Source organism: Pseudescherichia sp. AS216 (genome assembly GCF_037152055.1).
Taxonomy (GTDB): Bacteria; Pseudomonadota; Gammaproteobacteria; order Enterobacterales; family Enterobacteriaceae; genus Pseudescherichia.
In genome coordinates this window covers 231752-249337 of record NZ_JBBCMV010000005.1, presented here as the reverse complement: position 1 = coordinate 249337, position 17586 = coordinate 231752, and the positions used below count along the sequence as shown (strand labels likewise).

Here is a 17586-nt window from a genome sequence, read left to right as displayed (position 1 = left end):
TTTATGCTCCATCGGGGACAGTCCGCCCAATGTAGCATGTCAGGATGACAAAACGAGTGCGCTATTGCGCAAAATCGCTAAGGGAGCGGTGCGTCAGCCACAGGCGGGTATCGAACTCCAGCTGGTGGTACTGCGGCTCCATATAGCAGCACAGCTGGTAGAAGGCTTTATCGTGCTCCTTCTCCTTCAGGTGCGCGAGCTCGTGGACGGCGATCATGCGCAAGAACGGCTCCGGTGCGCTGCGAAAGACGGTGGCGATGCGAATCTCCGCCTTGGCCTTCAGCTTGCCACCCTGTACCCGAGAGACGGCGGTATGCAGACCGAGGGCGTTCTTTAGGACGTGGATCTTGTTGTCATAGGCCACCTTGTTGATCGGCGGCGCGTTGCGCAGAAACTCGCTTTTGAGATCCTGGATATAGCCATAGAGCGCCTTGTCGGTGGTGACGCTGTGCTGGCCCGGATAGCGCTTCTCCAGCACCTCGCCAAGGCGATTTTGCGCAATGAGCGACTGCACCTGGGCCAGCAGATTTTCCGGATAGCCCTGGAGATAGAGAAGATTGCTCATTATTGCCCCGCGATAACAGTTAAAAAAGGGTATACTCACGCCCCCGCTCAGGGGACAACACCGAATTTTACCATCCAGGAGGGCCGATGAGCCATTCAGACAACGGTTTCCGTTCACTAAACTTAAAGCGTTTTCCGGAAACGGACGACGTCAACCCGCTGCAGGCGTGGGAAGCAGCCGATGAATATCTGCTGCAGCAGCTGGACGAAACCGAAATCAGCGGCCCGGTCCTGATTTTTAATGATACTTTTGGGGCACTGGCCTGCGCGCTGGTGGAACATACGCCTTTCAGCATCGGCGACTCCTACTTAAGCGAGCTGGCGACCCGGGAGAACCTGCGTCACAACGAGCTGGACGAGGGCAGCGTCACCTTCCTCGACAGCACCGCCGCCTATCCGGCCGCGCCGGGCGTCGTACTGATCAAGATCCCAAAAACCCTGGCCCTGCTGGAGCAGCAGCTGCGCGCCCTGCGTCAGGTCGTGACGCCAGAGACGCGGATTATCGCTGGCACCAAGGCCCGCGATATCCACAACTCGACGCTGGAGCTGTTCGAGAAGATCCTCGGCCCGACCACCACCACGCTGGCGTGGAAAAAAGCGCGGTTGGTGAACTGTACCTTTAACGCCCCGGCGTTAAACGATGTGCAAGAGACCCTGAGCTGGACGCTGGACGGTACGCCGTGGACTATCCATAACCACGCCAACGTCTTCTCCCGCACCGGGCTGGACATTGGCGCGCGCTTCTTCCTTCAGCACCTGCCGGAAAACCTGGAAGGGGAGATTGTCGATCTCGGCTGCGGTAACGGCGTGATTGGCCTGACCCTGCTGGAGAAGAACCCCGAGGCGCAGGTAGTGTTTGTTGATGAGTCGCCGATGGCGGTGGCCTCCAGCCGCCTGAACGTCGAGACCAACATGCCCGACGCGCAGGATCGCTGCGAGTTTATGATCAACAACGCGCTCTCCGGCGTAGAGCCATACCGCTTCAACGCGGTGTTCTGCAACCCGCCGTTCCACCAGAAGCACGCCCTGACGGATCATATCGCCTGGGAGATGTTCCACCACGCCCGCCGCTGCCTGAAAACCAATGGCGAGCTGTATATCGTGGCTAACCGTCACCTGGACTACTTCCATAAGCTGAAGAAGATCTTCGGCAACTGCACCACCGTCGCCACCAACAGTAAGTTTGTGGTGCTGAAGGCGGTGAAACTGGCGCGCAGGCGCTGATAGCAGCGTTGCCGGGCGGCGCTGCGCTTGCCCGGCCTACGTTGCTTCGGCGTTGCTTAAATCGCTAACGCTAACGTTGTCCCCTGGGCAATGGCGCGGCGGGCGTCCAGCTCCATCGCCACGTCGCAGCCGCCAATCAAATGCACCGTTTTTCCTGCCGCACGTAGCGGATCGGCCAGATCCCGGCGCGGCTCCTGGCCCGCGCAAAGCACAACGTGATCCACTGCCAGCAGTTGCGGTTCGCCGTCGATCAGCACGTGCAGCCCCTCGTCGTCGATCTTCTGATAGCTCACGGACGGGATCATCTTCACCCCTCGCGACAGCAGGGTGGCGCGGTGGATCCAGCCGGTGGTTTTCCCCAGCCCGTCGCCGGGCTTACCGGGCTTACGCTGGAGCATCACAATCTGCCTCGGGCTTTTCGGCTGCACTGCCCCCTCGGGACGCAGGCCTCCTGGCTGGCGTAAACTGGTATCGATTCCCCACTCAACGCAAAACTCGGCAATGTTTTGGCTGGATGGCTCTCCCGGCTGGCTCAGATACATGGCGGTATCAAAGCCAATGCCGCCGCAGCCGATAATGGCCACTTTCGCACCCACCGGCACTTTATCGCGCAGTACCGCAAGGTAGGTCAGCACCTTTGGATGATCGATCCCGTCGATCGGCGGGATCCGCGGCTCAATGCCGCAGGCGAGGATCGTCTCGTCAAAGTCGATAAGATCCTCTGAGGTGACCAGCCGGTTGAGCTGCAAACGGATGCCGGTAATATCGATCATTCGCCGATAGTAGCGCAGGGTTTCGTAGAACTCCTCTTTGCCTGGGATCTGTTTGGCGATATTAAACTGGCCGCCGATCTCCGCCCCGGCATCGAACAGCGTCACCTGATGACCGCGCTGGGCAGCGTTCACCGCAAAGGCCAGCCCCGCCGGGCCTGCACCGACCACCGCCAGCTTTTTCGCGGTTAACGCCGGAACGATCGGCATGATCGTCTCGTGACAGGCGCGGGGATTAACCAGGCAGGAAGTTACTTTGCCAGCGAAAATCCGATCGAGGCAGGCCTGGTTGCAGCCGATACAGGTGTTGATCTCCGCCTCACGGCCGCTCTGCGCCTTCGACAGGATCTCTGCATCGGCGAGAAAAGGGCGGGCCATCGACACCATATCGGCATCGCCGCGCGTCAGCACCTCATCTGCAACGCCGGGATCGTTAATCCGGTTGGTAGTAATCAGCGGCACCGAGACGTGGCCTTTCAGTTTGCGCGTCACCCAGCTAAAAGCGGCGCGTGGCACCGGTGTCGCAATGGTGGGAATGCGCGCCTCGTGCCAGCCAATTCCAGTGTTGATCAGGGTTGCGCCTGCGGCCTCAACGGCTTTTGCCAGCTGCACCGTCTCCTCGAACGTGCCGCCATCCTCAACCAGGTCGAGCATAGACAGGCGGTAGATAATAATAAAATCGCTGCCCACGCGCTGGCGAACAGCGCGCACCACTTCGGTGGCAAAACGCATCCGTCGAGTGTAATCGCCTCCCCACTCATCCTCGCGCTGGTTGGTACGGGCCGCGAGAAACTCATTAATCAGATACCCCTCAGAGCCCATGATCTCCACCCCGTCGTAGCCCGCCTCGCGGGCAAGCAGGGCGCAGCGGGCAAAATCCTCGATCAGGGCAAGGATCTCATCATGGGTCAGAGCATGAGGGGTAAAGCGGTTAATGGGGGCTCGAATAGCCGAGGGTGCCACCAGCTGCGGCTGATAGCTATAGCGCCCGGTATGCAGGATCTGCAGGGCGATTTTACCGCCCTCCTGGTGTACCGCCTCGGTGACTAACTGATGATGCGGGAGCTGACTGGCATCGCACAGCGCCGCGCTACCTGCCATCGTCACGCCAGAGAGCGCCGGAGCCACGCCACCGGTGACAATCAGCGCCACACCGTGACGGGCGCGCTCGGCGTAAAAAGCGGCGAGGCGCTCAGGACCGTCGGGCCGCTCTTCAAGGCCAGTATGCATCGAACCCATCAGTACGCGGTTTTTTAGGGTGGTAAAGCCCAGATCGAGAGGGGCAAACAGCGACGAATAGCGCATTGTCTCTTCCAGTATAAAATTATTGTTATGTGGTCGGATGAGTTCTAATTTAGCCGTCGCAAGATAAAAGGGAAAAGGCGCGTGAAGCAGTTGTGATGGGATTCAAAGAATGGCGTTGGCCCCCATCTGAAAACGGGGGCCAACGTAGTCAGGCTTTTTCAGTGGAGACACTCAGGGCCGCCAGCGCCAGCCCGGCCGCTTTCAGCACCTGTTCGCACTGTTCAACCGTCAGGGTTAACGGCGGTTCGATACGAATGGTTTTAGCATTGTTCAGCGTGCCCGCCACCAGAACGCGCTGGCGGAACATCTCGCTGGCAAAGTTATATCCACTCTCGTTATCGACAAACTCAATCGCCATCAGCATCCCTTTCCCGCGCACGTCGTGCACCAGCGCCGGGTACTGACGCGCCAGCAGGCGGAAGCCGTCCAGCAGCATGTCACCTTTCTGCTCGGCCTGCGCCGGGAGGTTCTCCTCCAGCAGCACGTTGATGGTCGCCAGCGCTGCCGCACAGGCCAACGGGTTACCGCCAAAGGTGGTGGTGTGCAGGAAGGGGTTGTCAAACAGCACCGAGAACACCTCTTCGGTAGCAATCGTCGCGCCGATAGGCATTACGCCGCCGCCGAGGGCCTTGGCAAGGCAGAGAATATCCGGCTGCACGTTCTCATGCTCGCAGGCGAACATCCTGCCGGTACGACCCATGCCGGTCTGTACTTCATCAAAGATCAGCAGCGCGCCAAACTCATCGCACAGCTTACGCACCGCAGGAAGATATCCCACCGGTGGCAGGATCACGCCACCTTCGCCCTGAATCGGCTCCAGGATCACCGCCGCCACGTCATCGCCGGTTTTATGGCACTCAGAGAGCAGAGTACGCATGGCCTCGATATCGCCAAAGGGAACATGGCGGAAGCCCGGCAGCAGCGGCATAAAGGGTTTACGGAAGGCGGATTTTGCCGTCGCAGACAGCGCCCCGAGGGATTTGCCGTGGAATGCGCCGCTGGTGGCGACAAAGGTAAACTTGCCGCGCGGCGACTGATACGCCTTCGCCAGCTTGAGAGCCGCCTCAACGGACTCGGTGCCGCTGTTGCTAAAGAAGCTGTACTTGAGTTTGCCCGGTGCGAGGGCAGCGAGGGTTTTTGCCAGCATGGCCCGGAGCGGATCGAGCAGCTCCTGGCTGTGAAGCGGTTGTTTCGCGAGCTGATTCTGTACGGCGGAAACCACAACTGGATTACGGTGCCCCACGTTAAAAATGCCAAATCCACCCAGGCAATCTAAAAACTCCTGTCCCTGGGTGTCGACAAGCGTATTGAGACTTCCTGCTTGCCACTCTACGGCCCCGTAATCCCCGCCAGCAGTAACAGACTTGCGGTACTCTAAAAATCCAGGATTAACATGCTCTTTAAAGTAATCAATCACCTCTCGGTTAAGTTCTTTCATCTCCTCATGATCAAGCGTTCGCTTCTCAATGAGATTCAGGGCGTGTGCGCTACAGGCGAGGGCCGATGCGCTGGAAGGTAACCTGTTCAAAATGAGCTCCCGGGGATGGCGTATCACGCGATACTGCATAAATTATTGCAGGGATTACGCCACTTCGGCACGGGTAGCAAAAATCGGGATAAACGCCAGGTAAAAACAGCGTTGCACAAAATTTAATCATGCCAATGATGTCGCCAGAGAATAGCCACTGGGCTTTTATTGAAGGATTTTGCAGGTTTACGGCAGCGACTGCACCAGGGTAGTGCAAAGCATGCTACACAGACGGGCAGGGCGAATACGCCTTTTTAGGTAGTTTCGTTGTGAAAGTATTTGAAATCAATATATTAGAAAAACGTATAAAAAGTGCGGTTTAGTGATTTTTTGCGATCGCGATCGGTTTTAACAACTAAAGATAAATTTTTTACCGCCGAAAAATGATTAGTCTAAAAAATTAACATATAACACCTGCAAGGAATGCCCGCCATGTCCTCTCAACGCTATGTCACCCAGAATGAGTACACCCTGGACGATGACACCACCCTGATGTCCACCACCGATCTGCAAAGCTACATAACCCATGCTAATGACACCTTTGTGCAGGTGAGCGGCTATACGCTTAACGAGCTGCTGGGTCAGCCGCACAATCTGGTGCGCCATCCGGATATGCCGAAAGCGGCCTTTGCCGACATGTGGTACACGCTCCAGCAGGGCGAGCCGTGGAGCGGCATTGTGAAAAACCGCCGTAAAAATGGCGATCACTACTGGGTGCGAGCTAACGCGGTGCCGGTGGTGCGTAACGGTCAAACGACGGGCTATATGTCGATCCGTAACCGGGCGACACCGGAAGAGATTGCTGCCGTTGAGCCGCTCTACAGGGCGCTGAATGAAGGGCGCTGCAACAGGCGGATCCACAAGGGGCTGGTGGTGCGTAAAGGCTGGCTCGGTAAGCTACCGGCCATGCCGCTGCGCTGGCGGGTACGCGGCGTGATGGCCGTGCTGTTTGCGCTGCTCGCGGCCTCGCTCACGTTAAGCCATGTTGGCTGGAGCGCGCTGGCGGCCAGTGCGGTAGTGATGCTGCTGGGAACGTGGCTGTTTGAGCAGCAGATCGTCCGCCCTATAGAGAACGTAGCGCGCCAGGCGCTGAAGGTTGCCACCGGCGAGCGTAACAGCGTGGAGCATCTCAACCGCAGCGACGAGCTGGGGCTTACCCTGCGCGCGGTCGGCCAGCTGGGCCTGATGTGCCGCTGGTTAATTCATGATATTTCTGGTCAGGTGGCCAGCGTGCGTAACGGCAGCGAACGCCTGGCCCAGGGTAATGAAGATCTTAACGATCGCACCCGTCAGACGGTCAGCAACGTTCAGCAGACCGTGGCCACCATGAACCAGATGGCGGCGTCGGTGCAGAGTAACTCCGAAACCGCTGCCGAGGTCGATAAGCTGTCGATGGCAGCGAGTACGGCGGCGAGCGAAGGCGGAGAAGCGATGCAGACGGTGGTGAAAACCATGGATGACATTGCCAACAGCACGCAGCGCATCGGCTCTATCACCTCGCTTATTAATGATATCGCTTTCCAGACCAATATCCTGGCGCTCAACGCGGCGGTTGAAGCGGCCCGCGCTGGAGAGCAGGGCAAAGGCTTTGCCGTGGTGGCCGGAGAGGTTCGTCACCTGGCAAACCGCAGCGCCAACGCGGCGAATGATATCCGCAAGCTAATCGATGCCAGCGCCAGCAAGGTACAGTCCGGCGCGGATCAGGTTCACGCCGCTGGGCGTACCATGGATGATATTGTGGAGCAGGTGAAAAACGTGACCCGTCTGATTGCCCAGATCAGCCACTCTACCTCGGAGCAGGCGACGGGGCTGTCAGAGCTCACCCGGGCAGTGGCCGAGCTGGACGGCATAACGCAGAAAAATGCCGAACTGGTCGAGGAGAGCGCGCAAATTTCGGCGATGGTTAAGCATCGTGCTAACCGTCTGGAAGATGCCGTTACCGTTCTGCATTAATTAGCACAGCTTATTCATGCCGCCGGGTTGATCGCAACCGGGCGGCTTTTTTTTGCGTTTGTGTAATTGAATTTTAATATATTTGTTAAATCGTGCTACTTACGCTCATATAACGATCGATGCTCTGCCATTAATAGTCTGCGCCTATTTATCAAAGGATATATCGTCTATAAAAGCGATCAAGGTCATAAAGTTAGCTGCTCCGTTACCGATAACGTGATCGTCTTAAAGATAATCATTTTGATGGAGTATATATGTTCTTACATGACGTAAAGATTGGGACAAAGTTATTTCTGGCATTCGGATTCTTTATTGTATTAATGGTAGCCAGCTCCTACCTTTCACTATTTAGCCTGAACCGCGCAAATAACGGCATGCAGACTATTGTGAACAGTGATTATCCCACCACGGTTAAAGCGAACCAGCTTATCGACAAGTTTCAGACCTTTGTTAGCACCCAGCAGCTGATGCTGCTGGATAGCGAAGGGAAGTGGAACGAAAGCATGCAGCAGCAGCTGACCGGCATTAGCGGCGAAATCACGGTGCTGCTGGACACCCTGACAAAACAGCTCGATGACCCTCAGGCACAGAAGATCCTTACCGACCTGCGCGGAGTACGTCAGCAGTATCTCGACTCTCGCTTCCGCATTCTGGAGGCGGTGAAGGTAGGTAACCGGGAAGCCGCTGTTCAGGAGATGATGAACACCACCGTGCCTATCCAGAACGCCTATAAGCAGAAGGTGCTGGAGCTGATCGCGATTCAGGACGCGCGGATGCGTGATGCGGGTAAGCAGGTCGACAGCGACTTCAACACCAACCGCCTGATGCTGATCCTGCTGGCGGTGGTCAGCATCGGTATCGCTGTGCTGATGGGGACCGTCATTGTGCGTGCCATTACCCGCCCGCTGGGACAGGCAGTGGATCTGGCGGAGGCGATTGCCGCCGGGGATCTGACTCATTCGATTGAGGTGAAGCATCGCGACGAGACCGGCATTCTACTTAGCGCATTGATGGCCATGAAGACCCGCCTGCTGGAGATTGTGCAGGAGGTGCAGTACGGCTCAGAGAATATCTCCAGCGCCGCTGCGCAAATCGTGGCCGGTAATCAGGATCTGGCGGCCCGCACCGAAGAGCAGGCCAGCTCCGTGGAGCAGACCGCAGCCTCGATGGAGCAGATCACCGCCACGGTGAAAAATACCGCCAGCCACACTACTGAAGCGACCCAGCTCTCCGCCGACGCGGCGACGGTGGTAAAAACCAATGGCGCGATGATGAAACAGGTAACGGAGAAGATGCGCGTTATCAACGAGACCTCCAGCCGCATGTCCGACATCATCAACCTGATTGACGCTATCGCTTTCCAGACCAATATTCTGGCGCTCAACGCGGCGGTTGAAGCGGCGCGCGCAGGCGAGCACGGACGCGGCTTCGCGGTGGTGGCCGGGGAAGTACGCCAGCTGGCGCAGAAAAGTGCCTCATCGGCGAATGATATTCGCCAGCTAATCGAGGACTCCACGACCCAGGCGCGGGAAGGGATGGCGCTGGTGGAAAAAGCGGGTGGGCTGATCAGCGGCATGGTGAGCAACGTTGAAGAGATGGATACCATTCTGCGGCAAATTGGCCACGCCAGCCATGAGCAGACGGAAGGGATCTCGCAGATTAACAGCGCCATTGGCCTGATCGATGCCACCACCCAGCAGAACTCCAGCCTGGTGGAGGAGTCCGTGGCAGCAGCGGCGTCGCTGAACGAGCAGGCGCAGCACCTGAAAGCCCTGATCAAGGTATTCCGCGTTAGCCAGACAGAGGCGACCGCTTAATCCATCTGGGAGATCTCCAGCGCCGCCCGGTCGATCACGCCGATGATCTGTTTCAACTGGGCGGGGCTGATCTCTTCGTGGTTCACCTTCAGATCTAACACCGCTTTGAAGTTATCCAGGGCACGTTTCATCTGCGGATTTTTGCGTAGCTGGTGCCCGACGCCGCGCGCTTTAATCCGCTCCTGAATATGCACGAGATGCTCCTGGTTCTCCTCCAGCCACTGCTGGCCTGCCTCGGTAATGGCAATCCTCTTACGGCCGCTCTCCTCTTCGCTCATCTCAATAAACGCCTGCTCCTGCAGGAAGTCGAGGGTCGGGTAGATCACGCCGGGGCTGGGGGTATAGTGGCCCTGGGTCAGGTTTTCGATCTCTTTGATCAGCTCATAGCCGTGGCTGGCATTGCGGGTCAGGATATCTAACACCACCAGCCGCAGCTCGCCGTGACCGAAGAAGCGCTGACGGCGTCCGCCGCCGTGACCGTGATGATGATGGGGACGATCTTCAGCATGGTGCATGATTATAGCCTCTTTTTTGATATATCTAAATTGCGTCTAAAGTAAGTCTATACGCTGAAATCACTGCTTGTCTAACGCTATCAAAAAAAATCTTGCAATCTTTCTAATCAGCAATCATTATCATTTAAAATTTATTTAGATATATCGTATTCCACTTGGGATGGCTAACATGACGAAACAAAATCGACGTTATCCGCAGCGCGTGCGTAATGAGTTGCGCTTCCGTGAGCTGACGGTGCTGCGCGTGGAGCGCATCGGAGCAGGGTTCCAGCGTATCGTGCTGGGAGGAGAGGCGCTGGCGGGTTTTAGCAGCCGGGGCTTTGACGATCACACCAAGGTATTCTTCCCGGAGCCGGGCCAGCCGTTTGTGCCGCCGACGGTAACGGAAGAGGGCATTGTTTGGGGTGACGGCGTGCGTCCCGCTTCACGCGACTACACCCCGCTCTACGACGAAGCCCGTCATGAACTGAGCCTCGACTTTTTCATTCACGACGGCGGCGTCGCCAGCCGCTGGGCCGAGAACGCCCAGCCAGGGGATACCCTGACCATCGGCGGGCCACGCGGTTCGCTGGTGGTGCCGGAAGATTATGCCTGGCAGCTCTACGCCTGCGACGAGAGCGGCATGCCCGCCCTGCGCCGTCGCCTGGAAGCGCTACGCCAGCTGGCGGAACGCCCGCAGGTAACGGCCATTGTTACTATCGGCGACGAGCGCTATAAGGATTATCTCGCCCATCTGGACGAGTTTGCTATCGAGTGGATTGTGGGTCATAGCGAAGAGGCGCTGGATCGGCGTCTGGCACAGGTAAGCGTCCCGCAGGACGATTACTATATCTGGCTGACCGGGGAAGGGAAGGTCGTGAAAAACGTCAGCCGCCGGTTTGAGACTGACGCTATCGATCCGCAGCTGGTGCGCGCTGCCGCCTACTGGCACGCTAAGTAACGGCGTCAGGCCACCGCGTCGTACTGTGCCTCGCTGACCTGCCGCTCCAGCGAGGTGCATACCTCCGCCAGGGCTCTCTCCTGCTGCACGAAGTAACCCTCCTGATCCTTTAAGGAAGAGACCAGCTGCCAGGCGCTCTCGCCCTCCAGCTTGCTAAGCTCCGCCAGTAGCCCGGTGATATGAGCTTTTACCTCCGCGATCCGTGCCCGCAGACGGGTAAGATCGTTGAGTCTGTCGCTGGCCATCAGCGGCCCCAGCCCCTTTTGCAGGCGGGCGAAGAGCGAGCGGACGGCGGCAACGTCGCCGCGCTGCCGGGCCTGGTTAAGCTGAACCATCATGGCGTTGGCCTCATCTTTGAGATCGTCATCCACCAGATCCGGATGGCACAGCTTGCTGGCCTGCCGCCACAGTTTTTTTAGCTCCTGCCGCTCGTCCTGGGAGAGCTTCTGCTCAAAGCTGAAGCGGGCCTGGGCATCGTGCTGCTGCTCCTGGTACTCCTCATACTCCTGACGTGCCTCGTCCCGCGCCTGGCGGGCCGGCTCCTCCTCGCGGATGAGTCCTTTTTCCAGCTCCTGGGCTTCGGCCAGCAGGGAGGCGATCAGAGCGTTTTGCTGCTGGACGCGGCGGCGAGTCTCCGCCGCCTGCGACGAGCTGGCGGGCAGGCTGCGCCAGCGCTGGGTCAGCGAAGCCAGCTCCTCAACGGCCTGGGCCATATACTGCTGACAGCGCAGGTAGTCCGCCTCACGCCGCCGGGCCTCGGCCTGCTGCCTGCGCAGGGTAGCCTCCGCCAGCGCCTGACGAAGACGCAGGATCTGCGCCATCATTGGCCCGAGACGCTTCATATAGCTGTCGTTAAAGTCGTCGAGGATCTGAATGCGGGCGTTGCGTTTATCGATCAGCTCCCGCATCTGCTCTTCCAGCGCCTTCAGCTCCAGCTTGCTGGCCGCCACCTGAGGATCGTGCCACTGGGTTACCGCCCGCTGGCTCTGTAGCCAGGCGGCGATAGCCTGTAACGCCGCGGAGTAGTTCTTCTGCTCCAGCGCCGCAACGATAAACGCCAGCTCAGGATCCTGAGCATTGCTTTGCAGCCAGCCAAGCTGGCTATGGATGATGACGTCATCCTCCAGCTCAATGGCATTCTTTATGATCTCAAGCCGTTTGATAGGTTTGTTCATGGCGTTTCGCTGTGCGCCTGGGTAGTTGACTCAAGCGTAGTTGTGATTAAGAGAACAGGAAATAGTACCGTTTCGCTAGAGATTATCATTCGTCGCGACAAAAATAGCTTCAAAAATCGGCTTGGCTGTTTCCAGTATCTCCAGCGCGCTGCGCAGCGGGGCAAAAAGCGCATGATCGGGGGGAAACTCACCGTTCTCCTGCCAGCACTCGACCATTAACGCGAGGTCCAGCGTGATCGGCAGGAAGAATGCGCCTTTACCGAGATCCTGAAACGTCAGCTTGCTTAATTCGATGCGGGAGGCCTGGTCAATATTACTGGCTATCGCCTTGATTTTTTTGTCCGGGCCAAAAATGGCTTTCGAGGGCAGAAAGCGAAAGCCGAACTGCCCTTGCCTGGTAGCGCAGCCGGTGAGTAGCGCCAGCCCGTAGTCTGTGTCATTTTTACTGGTAAAGAAGCTCTCATAAAAATACTTATATTCTTCGTCAACCCTCCACGCTTTCGGCGCGAACCAGAAGGCACCGGACTCGGCAATATCGGTCTCTCCCTCCCAGCCGCGGGCTTTAATAAACGCCGCGGCACAGAGATCGATCCCTTTCCAGATGGCCGGATCAATCTGCTGCTCGAATACCACTACGGCTTCGTTGAACATTTTAAACTGGGAAAGCAGGAGGGTGCCTGCCTGACGCTCTTCACTATTGAGGGGTGACATAATGGTTCCTGTTAAAACTGACGCATACGGTCAAGAAAGCGAAACGCGGCGTGGGCCGCCATCTGCCGTGCGGGGGAAGCATCCGCTGCGGCAAAGATCTGTTGCCGGGTAGGCTCCAGCGCCTGGGCCATGACGCTAGCCAGCCGCCGCCATGAGAGGCAGGGCACGTCAGCCTCTTCGCCCGCGCTGAGCGGCACGCGCCCCTGCGGAGTTAAATAGACCACCGCCCAGGGCTGCTCCCCAGCGCGTTTTTTTGCCTCACTGATATAGCGGAGGATCTGATCCTTCTGCTCATACGCGTCTATTTTTACTTCAATCAGCATAAAGAAGTTATCGGCATCGATCTCGATATCAACACGGTTGGTTGCATCCCCGGTGGGGTACTTCTCCACGTTTACGCGACAGTAGCGGGTGAACTTCTCCGGGAAATCTTCTCTGCCGCACTCCCGCACGGCGCTGAGCAGCGCCTTCAACGGCAGATCGCTAAAGCCGTGGTTGCCGTAAGGATCGAGCAGCCAGGCAAGCACCGCAGAGTTGCGTACCTCGTTACGACCAAGCTTCGCCACCTCCCACGGATCGAAGGTAAAGGTCCCGTGCCGCAGCGCGGCGAGGGGCTGCGCTATACCGGTGAAAAAGGCGCTAAGCTGCTGGGCATCTACGGCAATGGTGGGTAGCTCAGCGGGCTGGGTATCCAGCGCCCGACGTGGCCACTCGGCAAAAAAATGCGGCAGCCACGCGGCGAGAGAAGGGGAACTATCATTCATGAATCTGACTCATAAGCGTATTAAGCGTGATTGACTGGCTAGATTATGCCAGCGGTGTAGACTTTTGATCGACACAATTCCTTAGATCACTCCATTCACCTGTATTGTTCCGTAAGAGGCTATTACCATGAAAATTAAAGCAATTGGTGCGCTCTCCGCCGCTCAGGCACTTGAACCGATGGATATCAGCCGTCGCGAGCCAGGCCCGCGCGACGTGCAGATTGCCATCGCTTACTGCGGGGTTTGCCATTCGGACGTACACCAGGCCCGCGCCGAGTGGGCCGGGACGCTGTTCCCTTGCGTACCAGGGCATGAGATTGTTGGCCGCGTTGCCGCCGTCGGATCCGATGTCACCGGGTACAAAGAGGGCGATTTGGTCGGCGTAGGCTGTATCGTTGACAGCTGTAAACACTGCGAAGATTGCGAAGAGGGGCTGGAGAACTACTGCGATCATATGGTCGGCACCTACAATGGCCCAACGGCGGATGCCCCAGGGCATACACTTGGCGGCTATTCGCAGCAGATCGTGGTCCATGAGCGCTATGTGCTGCGTATTAAACATCCGGAAGATCAGCTCGCCGCCGTTGCACCACTGCTCTGCGCTGGGATCACCACCTACTCACCGCTGCGTCACTGGCAGGTTGGCCCCGGTAAAAAAGTGGGCGTAGTCGGCATTGGTGGGCTGGGCCACATGGGGATCAAGATTGCGCATGCGATGGGCGCGCACGTGGTGGCCTTCACTACCTCTGAATCCAAGCGTGAAGCGGCAAAAGCGCTGGGCGCGGATGAGGTTGTGGTTTCCCGCAATCCGGAAGAGATGCAGGCTCACACCAAGAGCTTTGATTTTATTCTCAACACCGTGGCTGCGCCGCACAACCTCGACGCCTTCACCGCCTTACTGAAGCGCGACGGCACCATGACGCTGGTGGGGGCCCCGGCTACCCCGCATCCGTCTCCGGAAGTCTTTAGCCTGATCATGAAACGCCGCTCGATTGCTGGCTCGATGATTGGCGGTATCCCGGAAACTCAGGAGATGCTCGACTTCTGCGCCGAGCACGGGATTGTGGCCGATATTGAGATGATCCGCGCCGATGAGATCAACGAAGCCTGGGAGCGCATGATCAAAGGCGACGTAAAATACCGCTTCGTCATCGACAGCGCTACGCTGGCCGAGTAACGCACCGAAACCGTAGGCCGGGTAAGCGCAGCGCCACCCGGCAAAATGCCGCCTTCTGACGTAGGGGAGGGCGGCTATCCTTTATCCGTTTAAGCCGCGGCGCGGATAGTAAAATCAAAATGGATTGCATCGTAGGGAAATAGCGTGCCGCGAGTGCCTTTTTCCAATAATCCATTATTCAGCAGGGCGGTAACATCCGTATGGACGCCTTTGATATCGCGACCTACCCGAGCAGCAATGTCGCGGATCGTCATTTCACCGAAGCCAGCCATAGAGAGTAAGATCCCCATTCTGTTGGGGGATAACGTCTTATGCATTACCTCCCATGAAGGAAACGAAATCACATCATCACCGGTATTTCGTTCCCCCGCGGCGGCTGCGTTCAGAGCAGACATGACGTCCGCCGAAAAATCTTTCATAGCTTCGATTTTAACCGTTACGGTTTTCATGTTATGCCTTCTCTTTACGGATAGTTTCTACGTCTGAAAGGAAGTCAGCAAACAGCCTGTCGATACTCACAAGGGTCGTACTGAACTCATGAACGCCAATGTGTTTATGATCGCCTTTGCCTCGCTCGTTATCGTAACGCATTACACATGTTCCAGAGACCACGTAGGCCATGCTGTACTTAAAACCATGCTTGCTTCCTAAAATGGCTGGGTCGACTTCCCATATAACTATTTGTATATACGAGTTTTCATCCAGGTAACGTGTAAATTTCTTATACAGTTTTGCTGACATTTAATCGCTCTCCCTGCGTGTTGTAAATTATTACAACATGCAGTTCTGTTGTCAATGATTACAACAGACTCTCATCAGCACATCCTGTTTTACCCCATGCCTGGATGATATTTACCAGCGGGTTCGCTGCATATCGATCACAAACCGGTACTTCACGTCGCCTTTCAACATGCGGGCAAAGGCCTGTTCGATATCCTCGCCGGCAATCATCTCAACGTCGGCGGTAATGTTGTGTTTGCCGCAAAAATCCAGCATCTCCTGGGTCTCTTTAATGCTACCGATCGACGAGCCGCTGATGCTTAAACGGCGGAACACCATTGGCGTAACGTCAGGGGCCAAATGTGGGCGATCGGGAATGCCCACCAGTACCAGACGACCGTTCGTTTTCAACGTTGCCAGGTAGGGATCGAGATCGTGCGGTGCCGCCACGCAGTTGATGATCAGATCCAGGGAGGTCTGGGCCGCTGCCATCTGCCCGGCATCGCGGGACACCACCACATGATGTGCCCCCAGCCGGCGTGCATCCTCGCCTTTTTGCGGGGAGGTGGTAAACAGGGTCACTTCTGCACCCAGGGCACTCGCCAGCTTAACGGCCATGTGACCCAGACCGCCAAGTCCGACCACGCCAACGTGCATGCCAGCCTGGACGTTGTAGTGGCGCAGCGGAGACCAGACTGTCACGCCCGCGCAGAGCATCGGTGCCACGCCCGACAGGGGCAGGTGCTGCGGTACAGACACCACAAAATCCTGATCGACTACAACGTTCTGCGCGTAGCCGCCCCAGGTGCTCTCTCCGGTATATTTATCGATGCCGTTATAGGTTGCCGTGAAGCCCGCCTCGCAGTACTGCTCCTCCTGCTGCTTACAGAAGTGGCACTCCCGGCAGGAGTCAACCATCACGCCGACGCCGACGATATCACCCGCTTTAAACTTATCGACCGCCGCCCCGGTCTCGACGATGCGGCCAACGATCTCATGACCCGGCACCAGCGGATAGCGGCTTACTGCCCACTCGTTACGCGCCATATGCAGATCGGAGTGGCAGACGCCACAGTAGAGGATTTCAATCTTCACGTCCTGCTGTTGCAGCGGGCGCAGCACAATCCGGCCGCTGGAGAGAGGTTGTGCCGCGTCCGTCGCGACTAATGCATTAATTTTCATCGTGCCTCGGAAATAGGGTGCTTTTATTCAAGGAAGGCGGCAGACTTTAATTAAGTTGGTTCGATATTGATAGTAGTCACCAAATGGTGACCATAAACCGGAGAGTGAATAGTGCCTGCATGGGTAGACGGTAAGCTAATGTTCTTTGCGGACTCGCCTCCGCGACGCCTGATGGATCTCTTCACCGTCAAATGGAGCTCGATGGTGCTGCATGCGCTCTACCACTGGCCCGGCGAGCGCGCCCGCACAGGAGAGCTACAGCGCAGCCTGGAGGGCATCTCCAAGAAGATGCTGTTTCAAACCCTGAAGGAGTTGGAGCAGCGCGGTCTTATTACCCGGCATGTCTATGACGTTATTCCGCCGAAGGTAGATTACCGCTTGACGGCGCTGGGCAGGACCTTTGCCGAGCCGATAGAGCAGATGCACCAGTGGGGGCTGGAAAATCAGGCGGCGCTGGATGAGATGGAGCAGAAGTATAGAATGGCAGAGAAGAGGCCCAACTAAGCCGTATTGGCTTACGTGAAGTTGATTGTAAAGCAGTGGGTTGCAATAACGGATGCTTACTAAGGAGAGACAAGATAAAATGGATACAGATATTGAAAAACCTTGCGAGCTAGATAATTTAGTTACTATCTATTTTGGTCAGGAATGCGATATCTTTGATGACAATTGTGACTTTGGCATTCTTATTAATGAATACCTTAATACATCATCAGCTTTCTCTTTAAGAATGCTGCTAGCAAACTTAATCGAATTGAATGCCCAGGACGATAGATGTGAGGTGCTATTAGCACGCTATGAGGGTGAATTTGCACCAGAGCGTTGGGATATGTCTGCTCAGGATTGGCTTGATATTGTAAATCAGCGACTTATTGATTTTATGAATGAAAAGGGATTCTCTACCGAGCTATCACAATTTTGAGAGATTATTTTTATTTGGTCTGTTTGAGGTTATAGCAAATGATAATACTTGTGCGTAGCATTGCAAAAATAGGACTTTTCATCGTGCTTTTTTGCTTAGGTGCCAGGTTGATCGATCCCGCAACGTTTATCAGCCTTGACACTACATCAGCATTTGCACAGTGGATTTATGGCAATGTGAATCAGGAGAACTTTGATGATCTCTGGGTCCTCTCTTGGATAGTGATTTCTTTTATATTTGCCATTTTTTTCTATAAGATACTAATGCTTGTTTTAAAAAAGTTACGTCAGTAAACCCTCGAGCACTATCCAAAGTGCCG

General features: G+C 56.5%; 17 protein-coding genes. 7 read left to right on the top strand and 10 right to left on the bottom strand.

What is annotated here, in order from left to right; translation table 11 throughout:
• Window positions 1-61 precede the first annotated feature (61 nt).
• A complete protein-coding gene (locus WFN61_RS16120) occupies window positions 62-565 on the bottom strand; it encodes a YgjP-like metallopeptidase domain-containing protein (protein WP_144817538.1) in 504 nt (167 codons plus the stop codon).
• Window positions 566-651: 86 nt separating this feature from the next.
• On the opposite strand from WFN61_RS16120, the gene rlmG reads away from it, so the two are divergent.
• The gene (gene rlmG / locus WFN61_RS16115; RefSeq protein WP_144817539.1) at window positions 652-1788 is read left to right on the top strand and encodes a 23S rRNA (guanine(1835)-N(2))-methyltransferase RlmG; all 1137 of its coding nucleotides are present in this window, start codon (window positions 652-654) and stop codon (window positions 1786-1788) included.
• Window positions 1789-1844: 56 nt separating this feature from the next.
• Here rlmG and WFN61_RS16110 read toward each other — a convergent pair whose 3' ends face one another.
• Window positions 1845-3863 carry an NADPH-dependent 2,4-dienoyl-CoA reductase gene (locus WFN61_RS16110; protein ID WP_337038939.1) on the bottom strand — a complete coding sequence of 673 codons (2019 nt, stop codon included), beginning with the start codon at window positions 3861-3863 and terminating at the stop codon, window positions 1845-1847.
• Between the two features lie 148 nt (window positions 3864-4011).
• Window positions 4012-5391 carry a putrescine aminotransferase gene (gene ygjG, locus WFN61_RS16105; RefSeq protein ID WP_186370562.1) on the bottom strand — a complete coding sequence of 460 codons (1380 nt, stop codon included), beginning with the start codon at window positions 5389-5391 and terminating at the stop codon, window positions 4012-4014.
• Between the two features lie 432 nt (window positions 5392-5823).
• On the opposite strand from ygjG, the gene WFN61_RS16100 reads away from it, so the two are divergent.
• Both WFN61_RS16100 and WFN61_RS16095 read left to right on the top strand, forming a co-directional pair.
• The gene (locus tag WFN61_RS16100) at window positions 5824-7344 is read left to right on the top strand and encodes a methyl-accepting chemotaxis protein (protein WP_312282483.1); all 1521 of its coding nucleotides are present in this window, start codon (window positions 5824-5826) and stop codon (window positions 7342-7344) included.
• Window positions 7345-7598: 254 nt separating this feature from the next.
• Window positions 7599-9161 (top strand): methyl-accepting chemotaxis protein, encoded by a 1563-nt coding sequence (locus tag WFN61_RS16095; RefSeq protein WP_337038938.1) that lies wholly within the window; start codon window positions 7599-7601, stop codon window positions 9159-9161.
• On the opposite strand, the gene WFN61_RS16090 is transcribed toward WFN61_RS16095, so the two are convergent.
• Window positions 9158-9676, bottom strand: coding sequence for a PadR family transcriptional regulator (locus WFN61_RS16090; RefSeq protein WP_144817545.1), 519 nt, complete (start codon window positions 9674-9676; stop codon window positions 9158-9160). The genes WFN61_RS16095 and WFN61_RS16090 overlap by 4 nt on opposite strands.
• A 169-nt stretch (window positions 9677-9845) precedes the next feature.
• Between WFN61_RS16090 and WFN61_RS16085 the strand changes: the two genes are divergently transcribed.
• Window positions 9846-10616 (top strand): siderophore-interacting protein, encoded by a 771-nt coding sequence (locus WFN61_RS16085; RefSeq protein WP_312272581.1) that lies wholly within the window; start codon window positions 9846-9848, stop codon window positions 10614-10616.
• Window positions 10617-10621: 5 nt separating this feature from the next.
• On the opposite strand, the gene WFN61_RS16080 is transcribed toward WFN61_RS16085, so the two are convergent.
• From WFN61_RS16080 to WFN61_RS16070, 3 genes are all read right to left on the bottom strand, one after another.
• A complete protein-coding gene (locus WFN61_RS16080) occupies window positions 10622-11791 on the bottom strand; it encodes a DNA repair protein (RefSeq protein WP_337038937.1) in 1170 nt (389 codons plus the stop codon).
• Between the two features lie 75 nt (window positions 11792-11866).
• Entirely contained in the window at window positions 11867-12502 is a 636-nt protein-coding gene (locus WFN61_RS16075) for a hypothetical protein (protein ID WP_337038936.1), read from the bottom strand.
• 11 nt (window positions 12503-12513) lie between these two features.
• Entirely contained in the window at window positions 12514-13266 is a 753-nt protein-coding gene (locus WFN61_RS16070) for a PDDEXK-like family protein (protein WP_337038935.1), read from the bottom strand.
• A gap of 127 nt (window positions 13267-13393) precedes the next feature.
• Between WFN61_RS16070 and WFN61_RS16065 the strand changes: the two genes are divergently transcribed.
• Window positions 13394-14443: an NAD(P)-dependent alcohol dehydrogenase gene (locus WFN61_RS16065; protein ID WP_337038934.1), complete on the top strand. Its 1050-nt coding sequence runs from the start codon at window positions 13394-13396 to the stop codon at window positions 14441-14443.
• Window positions 14444-14532: 89 nt separating this feature from the next.
• Here the strand turns inward: WFN61_RS16065 and WFN61_RS16060 are convergent, their stop codons facing one another.
• The 3 genes from WFN61_RS16060 to WFN61_RS16050 all read right to left on the bottom strand — a co-directional run bounded on the left by WFN61_RS16060 (window position 14533) and on the right by WFN61_RS16050 (window position 16345).
• Window positions 14533-14892, bottom strand: a complete 360-nt coding sequence (locus WFN61_RS16060; RefSeq protein ID WP_312632676.1) for an HVO_A0114 family putative DNA-binding protein — start codon at window positions 14890-14892, stop codon at window positions 14533-14535.
• Window position 14893: 1 nt separating this feature from the next.
• A complete protein-coding gene (locus tag WFN61_RS16055) occupies window positions 14894-15184 on the bottom strand; it encodes a toxin-antitoxin system TumE family protein (RefSeq protein ID WP_312235802.1) in 291 nt (96 codons plus the stop codon).
• Between the two features lie 111 nt (window positions 15185-15295).
• Window positions 15296-16345, bottom strand: a complete 1050-nt coding sequence (locus tag WFN61_RS16050; protein ID WP_337038933.1) for an NAD(P)-dependent alcohol dehydrogenase — start codon at window positions 16343-16345, stop codon at window positions 15296-15298.
• Window positions 16346-16456: 111 nt separating this feature from the next.
• On the opposite strand from WFN61_RS16050, the gene WFN61_RS16045 reads away from it, so the two are divergent.
• Together WFN61_RS16045 and WFN61_RS16040 are read left to right on the top strand one after the other, a co-directional pair.
• Complete coding sequence (locus tag WFN61_RS16045) at window positions 16457-16849, top strand: winged helix-turn-helix transcriptional regulator (protein ID WP_337038932.1); 393 nt, start codon at window positions 16457-16459, stop codon at window positions 16847-16849.
• Between the two features lie 79 nt (window positions 16850-16928).
• Window positions 16929-17267: a contact-dependent growth inhibition system immunity protein gene (locus WFN61_RS16040; RefSeq protein WP_312778009.1), complete on the top strand. Its 339-nt coding sequence runs from the start codon at window positions 16929-16931 to the stop codon at window positions 17265-17267.
• Window positions 17268-17586: the final 319 nt, after the last annotated feature.